The sequence below is a fragment of the Veillonella dispar genome (assembly GCF_937975875.1).
GTDB lineage: Bacteria > Bacillota > Negativicutes > Veillonellales > Veillonellaceae > Veillonella > Veillonella dispar_B.
In genome coordinates, this window is sequence record NZ_CALJSP010000017.1 from 1 (window position 1) to 9,493 (window position 9,493).

The following is a 9,493-nucleotide window of genomic DNA, read 5'->3' on the forward strand; positions in this document are numbered from 1 at the left end:
ACGCGACCTGCAATATCTCTAAAATATCTAGCTAGCTTATTATCTGGTACAATACCAAGACCAATTTCATTAGTTACAAAAATAACTGTTTTCCCATCACTTGATGCAATTAAATTTAGTAATGATTCTAATTCTGAAAGTACAGCCTCTTCCAAGTCATTAGCATCTTGTTGCCCTTGTATAGAACCATGTGCCATCATGTGATTCGTAGTAAACATAGTTAAACAATCTATAAGAATTACATCAGCAGATTGGCTAATATTTTGCCACTCTTTAGCTAGATATAATGGCACTTCAAAATTTGTCCATATCGCACCACGTCGTTCTTGGTGTTTTTTTATGCGATCAACCATTTCTTCATCAAACGCTTGTCCTGTTGCTACATAAGCTTTACGACCCTCCGTAGAAAGTGCTAAACGTTCTGCAAATTCACTTTTTCCACTGCGTGCTCCACCGGAACACAATATAATTTGGGATTTCATAATGCACCTATACAAGAATTTATAATTTCAGTATCATTATAAGTATAACAAAGGAGCGATACTATGGAAATTATGAATATGAAACTTAAAATGATGGCTACTTTATGGGATAATACCTATCGTGTTGCCATCGACGATGGACAAGGCAAGTATATCGGTACAGCCCGTGTAGTAGTAAATGTTCCACTACCACCAGAAGCGTTACCAGAAAATGCGCCACAAGTAGAGCCACAATTATTGGTTTTAGTAGAAGATTTTGATTTCGGAGCTGATAAAATTATAAACTTTGAAACAACTCTCTCTGATTTGTTAAGAGAAAAATTCCGCTATGAAATTCCTCATATTTTCTTCTACTATCCAAGTCCTCATGATGTGTTAAATCAAACAATTTCACAATAAGGTCTATAACGAGCAAAAAGCTATGTAAAATACATAGCTTTTTTTGTTTATTCAGCTCCAATTTCCTCTTCTACACGACACATGATAAAGCAAAGGTCGGATAGACGGTTTAAATATTTTAAATTAGATTCGTGAACACTTTCACCAGCATCTAATACACGCCATAAATCACGTTCAGCACGACGAGTAATCGTTCTAGCCACATGTAAGTATGCTGAAGATTGTTTCTCACCAGGAATTACGAAATTAGATAAAGGTTCAAGCTTTTCATCAAAGCGATCTATTACCTTTTCTAAATGTTTAACATGTTGTTCTGTAATTACTGGTGCAGCATTTAAGCTAGCAATATCAGCCATTAAAGTCCATAAGTTGCGCTCAATATCATATAATTCAGTAGCAACACGTGGATTTTCAACATAGGAACGAGCCAAGCCTAAAAATGCTTGTAATTCATCGATTGTACCATAAGCTTCTACGCGTAAAGAGGATTTGGGTACTCGTTCACCGGTATATAAACCAGTTGTACCAGCATCACCTGTTTTAGTGTAAACACTACTTGCCATATGTATTACCTCCTATAGATATACATAAATGTAGAAAGAAAAGCTACAGGATCTCAACCTTGAGATTATTTATATTCTGGGAACCAAAGATGAATTTCACGAGCAGCAGCCTCTGGAGAGTCAGAAGCATGTACTACGTTGGCATCCATTGTTAAGGCATAGTCACCACGAATACTACCAGGGGCAGCATCTACAGGATTTGTTGCACCGTTTAATGCACGTACGGATACGATAGCATTATCTCCGGCCAATACGAAAGCAAGAACTGGACCAGATGTGATGAAATCTACTAATTCACCAAAGAATGGTTTTTCTTTATGCTCAGCATAATGCTCTTCAGCTAATTCACGAGGTACTTGTAGAAGTTTTAATGCTTTAATTACAAGACCTTTACGTTCATAACGGCTAAGAATTTCACCACTTAATTGACGCTTAACTGCATCTGGTTTGATTAAAACTAATGTTTCTTGCATGATATCCTCCTGTAGATATTAATTAAAATAATGCTTTCTCTTTATATTTAGGATTCATTGCTTGTTGTTTCAATTTTGCAATACGTTCCTCTGTACGAGGATGTGTACTAAAAAGATTGCTCAAGCTTTCACCAATACCAACCATAGGGTTGATAATAAACATATGGGCTGTTGCATTACTTGCATTTGGCAATGCACCATGTTTTGAATAGTAGTCAATTTTTGCAAGGGCAGATGCTAAAGCCAAAGGATTGCGGCACATCTCTCCGCCCCCCTCATCAGCTAAGAACTCACGTGCTCGAGAAATACTCATCTGAATGAGACCTGCCGCAATAGGTGCAATAATGATTACACCTATAAGAGCTAACGGATTAGAATCTTCGCGGTCATCGGAACGACCAAAGATCGCAGAGAATTGAAGCACTTGGGCAATCATGGAGATGGCCCCTGCCATCATGGCAGCAATGGTGCTAATCAAGGTATCACGATTCTTAACATGTGTTAATTCGTGGCCCAGAACACCTTCTAGCTCATCATCAGTTAGTAGACGTTGAATACCTTCTGTAACAGCTACCGCTGCATGACTTGGATTTCTACCTGTAGCAAACGCATTAGGTACATCACTTGGAATGATATACACCTTTGGCATTGGTAAGTTACCATTCTTAGCCAAACGTTCTACCATACCATATAGTTTTGGATTAGATTGAGCAGTAACTTGTTGTGCATTATATTGTGCTAAAACGATTTTGTCGCTATACCAATAGGACATAAAATTCATACCCATGGATATAACAAACATAATCATCATACCACTTCTACCGCCAATCATATCACCTAAGACCACTAAAATGGCCGTTAGAGTCGCTAATAAAAGCGTTGTTTTCATATTGTTCATAGTTTCCTCCAATTATAGTTATGGACTATGCCTAACACTATAATTATACCACAAACTAAATAATTGATGCGCCTGTACTATCGGCTTCTAAGCAGTATGTTTTATTTTCAATTCCATTAGCTGTAAATACGGCACCCATAGCATCAGCTACAGCTTGTACATGGGCTTTGTCTACATAGGCAATTAACGTAGAACCAGAACCACTAATCGTGGCACCATATGCTCCAGCTGCTTTAGCCGCTTCAAAAGCAGCATCACAATGTGGTATCAATGTTTTTCTGTATGGAACATGTAAATTATCATCTAATGCAACAGATAAATTGCTCAATTGATGTGTAATTAAACTGGTTACAAATAAAGATGCATGGCTCACGTTTTGGACAGCCTCTTTAAACGGTACATGATTCGGTAAAACAGAACGAGCGTATTCTGTGGAGACCATAACCTCTGGTACCACAACAGCAAAATGCAATTCTGATGGAACAGAGATAACTGTATTTAATACCTTTGTCTTTAAACCAGTAGCACAGCATAAATTACCAAAAATAGCAGGTGCTACATTGTCTGGATGACCTTCCATACGGTTTGCAATGACTAACAACTCTTCTTTAGTAAGAGGATGTTTAACTAATGCATTGGCTAACAAAAGGCCACCTACAATAGCCGTACTACTGCTGCCTAGACCACGAGATGGTGGAATTAAAGTTTCAGACGTAATATGTCCGTATTGTATGGGTTCTTGAGCAGTAGCAAACACTTGATCCATGGCAAATCCAATAAGATTCTTTTTAGGGTCTTCAGCGCGAAGAATATCAGCACCAAAACCTTCAAAGGTATATGTATATTCAGTAGCATTTGGATCTGGTGTAAAGCTAAAGATATTGTAAAGGTTTAATGCTAATCCTAGGCAATCAAAACCGGGCCCGCAGTTGGCACTTGTAGCGGGCACTTGTACGCGAATGGTATTCATAGTTTAAGCTTCCATAATACGAATGACACTATTAACAGACTTAACGGAACGCAAGCTGTTAAAGGAATCAATAAGATTTAAAATATAAGATCTAGGACATTTGGACGTAACAATTGCAAGAACCGCAGTTTCTGGATCCATATTACGTTGAACAATAGATAATACAGAAATCTTTTGTTCTGCTAATTTGGCAGAAATTTTTGCTAATACACCTGTTTTATTATCTACTTCTAAACGTAAGTAGTAGCTAGATTGAATCTTGCCAGGAGAGTAAATGTTCTTTTGATCGTAATAGAATGGTTTCAAGCGACCTGTTTCATTGTAGGAAACATTTTTTGCTACTTCCATAATATCGGATACTACAGAGCTACCTGTAGGCAAGCTACCAGCACCGCGACCATATAACATTACATCATCGATACCATTACCTTTTACATAAATAGCATTATAAGAGCCACGAACAGATGCTAAAGGATGTGTTGTAGGAATAAATGCAGGGTATACGTTTAGAGATAAACCCTGGCTAGTTTCCTTAGCAATACCTAATAATTTAATATTGTAGCCAAACTCTTTACCGAATTTGATGTCTTCTGTATCTATGCTTGTAATGCCTTCTACAGATACATCTTCAAAGAAGATGCGACGATTGAAACTAATAGAGGCAAGGATAGCCAATTTACGTGCTGCATCAAGACCTTCAACGTCTGCTGTAGGATCAGCCTCTGCATAACCTAAATCTTGTGCTTCCTTTAGTACATCTTGATAGCTTAAACCTTCTTCAGACATTTTCGTTAAAATGAAGTTTGTTGTACCATTCATAATACCGATGATCTCAGTAATACGATTGCCCGCTAAGGATTCATATAATGTACGGATGATAGGAATACCACCTAATACAGATGCTTCAAAGCGCAAATCCACTCCATTTTTGCTAGCTAAATCCAATAGGTATGGGCCAGATTCAGCTAATAAATCTTTATTCGCTGTTACTACATTTTTCTTGGCTTTTAAAGCACCTTCTACACAATCTTTAGCAAAGGTTGTACCACCCATTAATTCCACAACCATTTGAATGGAATCATCTTTTAATACTTCATCAATATCAGTTACATATTGAGCTGTTTCAGGCAATGTAATATGGCTATATTTATCAGGATTACGCACAAAGATTTTAGAAATTTCTACATTAACACCTGTACGATTTCTAATTAACTCAGCATTATCTTGCAACAAATTAAATGTACCTTGTGCAACAGTACCAAAACCTAATAATGCAATTTTTATAGTGGTCATAATTGTCCTACTCTCTTAATTAGCCTATGCTTGGCCTAAAATTTCTACTTTAATAATGCCCTTCATAGAGCGAATATCTAATAATAAATCTTCTAATGAACCTTGTAAGTCTTTAGTTTCAAAGGAAATGCTGCTATTAGCTATACCTTGTAGAGGAATGTCTTGATTGATTGTCAAAATACTACCATTGCGTTCTGCAATTGCTTTTAACACACTAGATAACATACCTGATTCATTAGACATTGAAACATAAATGCTTACAATTTTACCTTGAGCAATTTCAAAAAATGGGAATACATAGTCTTTATACTTATAGTATGCAGAACGACTCAAATCCATCTTTTCCACTGCTTCGTTAATAGTTTTAACCTCACCTAGTTTCAAAATTTCTTTTACCTTAATCGTCTTTTTTATCGCTTCTGGTAAAATATCTTCTTGCACCAGATAAAACTTATCTTTTTTTGGTTTAGTCATAGAACACACACTCCCTTATTGTTCTTTTGAAGTTTCTTGGGCCACAAATTGACGCCCATATAATGTTAATACTGCATACATACCAATAAAAAATGGCAAATATTCTGCCATAACTCGCCATGCTACAGCCACAATACCAACAGTTCCATTAGGTACAAAGGTACTAAACAATGCTACAAATAGTCCTTCTGCAATCCCTGTTCCCCCTGGTGTTGGTGCGAAATATAAAATTAAATTTAATAGAATCATTCGATCTAATATATCAATGATAGGAATATCTGGTGTGAAAGCATACATCAATGCAGGTGCAATACAGTATAAGCATAATAAACTCAAGCCAGACTCAATAAATACAATAAAGGATTGTATGGGTTGTTTATATAGTAATCCTAAACCTTGATTCAATGTTTCTAATTTAGAAAGCCAATCTTTCGTTTTATGTGCTTTAAACCGTTGCGCTAAGTTATATACGAATTGACGCATATATTTAGTTTGTAAGATATAAGTACCTACCAGCATTGCAATGACAGATACTACTGCAAAAGTCAATAGCATATCTCTTGAAATATATGGAATTTCAATAGCATCATGTAAAAATACTAAAGGTAACATGATAACCAAGAACATAATTGAAAATACGGTGCGTATTAATACGATTGGCGTACCTTTAGATATGGGTACACCATAACTTTTTAATACTAGAACTTGCGCTACAGCACCTCCACTGGCACCTGGTGTCAACATGGCCATAAAATAATTACTAAAAATTACGCGAAGTACCGCCTTTATGGATAGCTTGTACCCACCGATTTTTACAAGTCTTTGTAACCGTAGGCCATCAAAATACATGCCTGCTGCTAAAGCTATCAAAGCTAATAATAAAGAAATACTATTAAATGATGAAATTGTTTTTAATGCATCTAAATCAATAGTGTAGTAAATGATACCAATTGACACAGCCAATAGTAAGAGAAACATAAAGATGCCTCTCTTCATCATTTTACTCATATCAAGTCTCCATAATTAATTAGCTCAATATTATGTTGTCTAATATATAAACGCGTATGGTTAGAACAAACAGCTTGTAATTCATCTTCCCAATGATAGCCCCATTTATATTGATTTCCCAAAATCGTATTATTTAAACCTGGATGAATCATCAATTCATGAGTACCTGATTTTTTAGATACGGATTTTAATATACCTATTAACGTTTTCTGGTTAATGTGTCCCCCGTTTACCATACCCCAAAAATATTGTGTGGAATACATACCATTATCCCGTACTGTAGGCCTTGCCTTTGCCGCTACAGTAGATAAACCGACCTTGCCTAGTAATCGCACTGGCGAGTACATATAATTGACAAATAAAGAGGATTCATCTGGAATGCGTATTGCATTAATACCATAGTGTTTCGCTTGCTCAATTACGATTGGTAGTACCGTTGGTAATACATGCATATGTTGATGACCATCAATATGCGTTACGTGCAAACCGGACTCCATGATCCGTTCCATTTGAGCGTGAATTTCCTTGCGCAACTCACTATAGTTAATCTTTCCAGTATAAATTCGTTTCATAAAATCGATATATGTTTCTGGAAAGACGCCTTCAGATGTAAGCAGAGATGGTACTTCAGATGGATTACATACCGGTTTTAGCCCACCTACTAAGGCGATATGAACACCAATGCCCAACTTAGGGTTATTTTTTGCCATACTTACGGCTTCTGTAAAAGCTTCGCCTCCCGCTAATAGAGAGGTGCTCGTAATGATACCTGTACGATGACCATCAATGACTGCAGCATTAACTGCACTATGAAGACCAAAATCGTCGGCATTTACTATTAATTTGGACATAGTTTACTTCCTTTTCATTAAAAAAAGGGAGAACTTTGTTCTCCCACAAAGGATATATGTTATTGTACCAAATACAGAACTATAAAATCAATACAAAAGCCCTCTACTTGTATACTAGTAGAGGACTTTCGATATACTTATAAATTTTTATCATAAATACTAGATCTGATTCTCAAGTATTTTAATTATGATATCAATTGCTCTTGAGCTTTATACATACATAAAGCCGCTGCTACACTCACATTTAACGATTCAATGTCACCATACATGGGAATCATGATTCGGTGCTCACATAGATTCATAACCTCAGGTGTTACCCCATTCCCTTCATTACCTAAAATCAACATACATCGTTTATCGTATGTAACCATGTTATAAGGTTTTGATTCCTCTAGGGCAGTTACATAGGTAGACATATTGGATTCTGCAATCAGATCATTGAGCATAGATAATGTGACGTCTTCATAGACTGGTATTTTATGTAACGCACTCATTGTGCTACGTACCGTTTTATCATTATATGGATCCACGGTACCTTTCATCAAAAATATACCTTTCACACCTGCTGCGACAGCAGTCCTTATAATCGTGCCTAGATTACCAGGATCTTGGACGCCATCTAGTGTAATATAGACACCATCTTCAATAGAGATAGATTCCATACTATGTTTAGGTTTAGCTACAATTGCAATAATACCTTGTCCATTTACGGTATTATCGATTTTATCAAATATTGGATCTTGCGCAATATAAGTAGGAATTGATTGCATAGAATCTAAAGCTAATAAAGCTTCGATATTATTATCTTTACATTTAGATTCTCGTATAACAATTGTTTTTATTACACCATTAGATGAAATATCACGGATAGAACGAATACCTTCAACAATATATTCACCATGTTTATTACGATTTTTACGCTGTCCTAGAGAAACTATACGCTTAATAGTCTTATTATCTTTAGATTGGATAAATTCCATGCTAACTCCCGCTTTTTTGACGAATCCATAAATTATAAAAGGCCCCCTTTAGGTCTATTAATTCTTTAAAAGAACCTTGTTCTATTATTTTACCATATTCAATATAAACAATTTTATTTGCTTCTTGTACCGTCGATAACCGATGAGCGATACTTACAATCGTCTTACTACCCCGAATACGTTCGATACTTGCTTGTATTTGTTTTTCCGTATGACTATCAATATTAGCAGTTGCTTCATCTAATAATAAAATAGGTATATTTCTTATTAATGTACGACCAAAGGCTAGTAATTGCTTTTGTCCATCTGATAATAAAGAACCTAAGTACCCAACAGGTGTATTATAGCCTTCAGGTAATTGTTCAATCATAGAATCTAAATTTACTTGTTTTGCAGCTTTTACCATTTCATCATGAGATATAGAGTTATCAAAAAGTGTAAGATTATCTTTAATAGAACCTTTAAATAAGTAAGCTTGTTGGAATACATACCCCATTAAATGACGAAGTACAGAACTATCATATTTTGAAATATCAATACCATTAATGTAGATGGAACCCTTTGTAGGTTTATAGATACCCATTAGTAAGGACAATAATGTGGACTTACCACTACCGGATGGTCCTACAATACCAGTAAAATCACCAGCTTTAATATGTAAGGTGAAATCTTGTAATGCATAGACATCGTTATTCTCATAGGAAAACCAAACATGATCAAATTCAATTGATTCTACTGGAATCAGTTCCTTTGGAACTTCATCTACCATATTTCGCTCTTTTTCCTCTAATAATGGAACTAACCGTTCTGCACCAGCTAATGAACTTTGCAGGGAATTATATTTGTCTGCAATGTCCTTTAATGGTTGAAAGAATCGATCCATATATTGAATGAAAGCAAAAACAGTACCTGCATCAGCTATAGAATCAATTAAATTGGTAGTGGTAAATATAACAATTAATGCTACAAAAAATAATCCATCAACGAGAGGTCTAAAAATAGAAAATGTTGTTACTTCAAAAAGACCGGCTTCTAAAAAACCTTTATTAACAGTTTCATATTTATCTTCTATAGCCTTTTCTCCACCATAGGACTTTACAAT

The 9,493-nt window shown here is 35.7% G+C and carries 12 protein-coding genes; 1 reads left to right on the forward strand and 11 read right to left on the reverse strand.

What is annotated here, in order from left to right; translation table 11 throughout:
- Positions 1-482: bifunctional adenosylcobinamide kinase/adenosylcobinamide-phosphate guanylyltransferase (gene cobU / locus Q7P05_RS00660; protein ID WP_369680420.1), on the reverse strand; the 482-nt coding region annotated here is incomplete at its 3' end.
- Positions 483-545: 63 nt separating this feature from the next.
- On the opposite strand from cobU, the gene Q7P05_RS00665 reads away from it, so the two are divergent.
- Complete coding sequence (locus Q7P05_RS00665) at positions 546-881, forward strand: hypothetical protein (protein ID WP_005386666.1); 336 nt, start codon at positions 546-548, stop codon at positions 879-881.
- 47 nt (positions 882-928) lie between these two features.
- Here Q7P05_RS00665 and Q7P05_RS00670 read toward each other — a convergent pair whose 3' ends face one another.
- The 10 genes from Q7P05_RS00670 to Q7P05_RS00715 all read right to left on the reverse strand — a co-directional run.
- A complete protein-coding gene (locus Q7P05_RS00670) occupies positions 929-1,444 on the reverse strand; it encodes a cob(I)yrinic acid a,c-diamide adenosyltransferase (protein WP_303930040.1) in 516 nt (171 codons plus the stop codon).
- Positions 1,445-1,509: 65 nt separating this feature from the next.
- On the reverse strand, positions 1,510-1,917 hold the full coding sequence (gene ndk, locus Q7P05_RS00675) for a nucleoside-diphosphate kinase (protein WP_005386668.1): 408 nt from the start codon (positions 1,915-1,917) through the stop codon (positions 1,510-1,512).
- 22 nt (positions 1,918-1,939) lie between these two features.
- Positions 1,940-2,815, reverse strand: a complete 876-nt coding sequence (gene htpX / locus Q7P05_RS00680) for a zinc metalloprotease HtpX (protein WP_303930041.1) — start codon at positions 2,813-2,815, stop codon at positions 1,940-1,942.
- 55 nt (positions 2,816-2,870) lie between these two features.
- Positions 2,871-3,785, reverse strand: a complete 915-nt coding sequence (thrB, locus tag Q7P05_RS00685; protein WP_303930042.1) for a homoserine kinase — start codon at positions 3,783-3,785, stop codon at positions 2,871-2,873.
- Between the two features lie 3 nt (positions 3,786-3,788).
- Positions 3,789-5,078, reverse strand: a complete 1,290-nt coding sequence (locus Q7P05_RS00690; protein WP_295804108.1) for a homoserine dehydrogenase — start codon at positions 5,076-5,078, stop codon at positions 3,789-3,791.
- A gap of 24 nt (positions 5,079-5,102) precedes the next feature.
- Positions 5,103-5,552 (reverse strand): ACT domain-containing protein, encoded by a 450-nt coding sequence (locus tag Q7P05_RS00695; RefSeq protein ID WP_005386672.1) that lies wholly within the window; start codon positions 5,550-5,552, stop codon positions 5,103-5,105.
- 15 nt (positions 5,553-5,567) lie between these two features.
- Entirely contained in the window at positions 5,568-6,560 is a 993-nt protein-coding gene (locus Q7P05_RS00700; RefSeq protein ID WP_303930043.1) for a lysylphosphatidylglycerol synthase transmembrane domain-containing protein, read from the reverse strand.
- Positions 6,557-7,411, reverse strand: a complete 855-nt coding sequence (locus Q7P05_RS00705) for a ChbG/HpnK family deacetylase (RefSeq protein ID WP_295792606.1) — start codon at positions 7,409-7,411, stop codon at positions 6,557-6,559. The genes Q7P05_RS00700 and Q7P05_RS00705 overlap by 4 nt, the downstream gene beginning before the upstream one ends.
- Positions 7,412-7,596: 185 nt before the next feature.
- Entirely contained in the window at positions 7,597-8,391 is a 795-nt protein-coding gene (locus tag Q7P05_RS00710) for an RNA methyltransferase (protein ID WP_119206681.1), read from the reverse strand.
- A gap of 1 nt (position 8,392) precedes the next feature.
- The coding region (locus tag Q7P05_RS00715; protein WP_303930045.1) for an ABC transporter ATP-binding protein at positions 8,393-9,493 on the reverse strand (1,101 nt) is incomplete at its 5' end.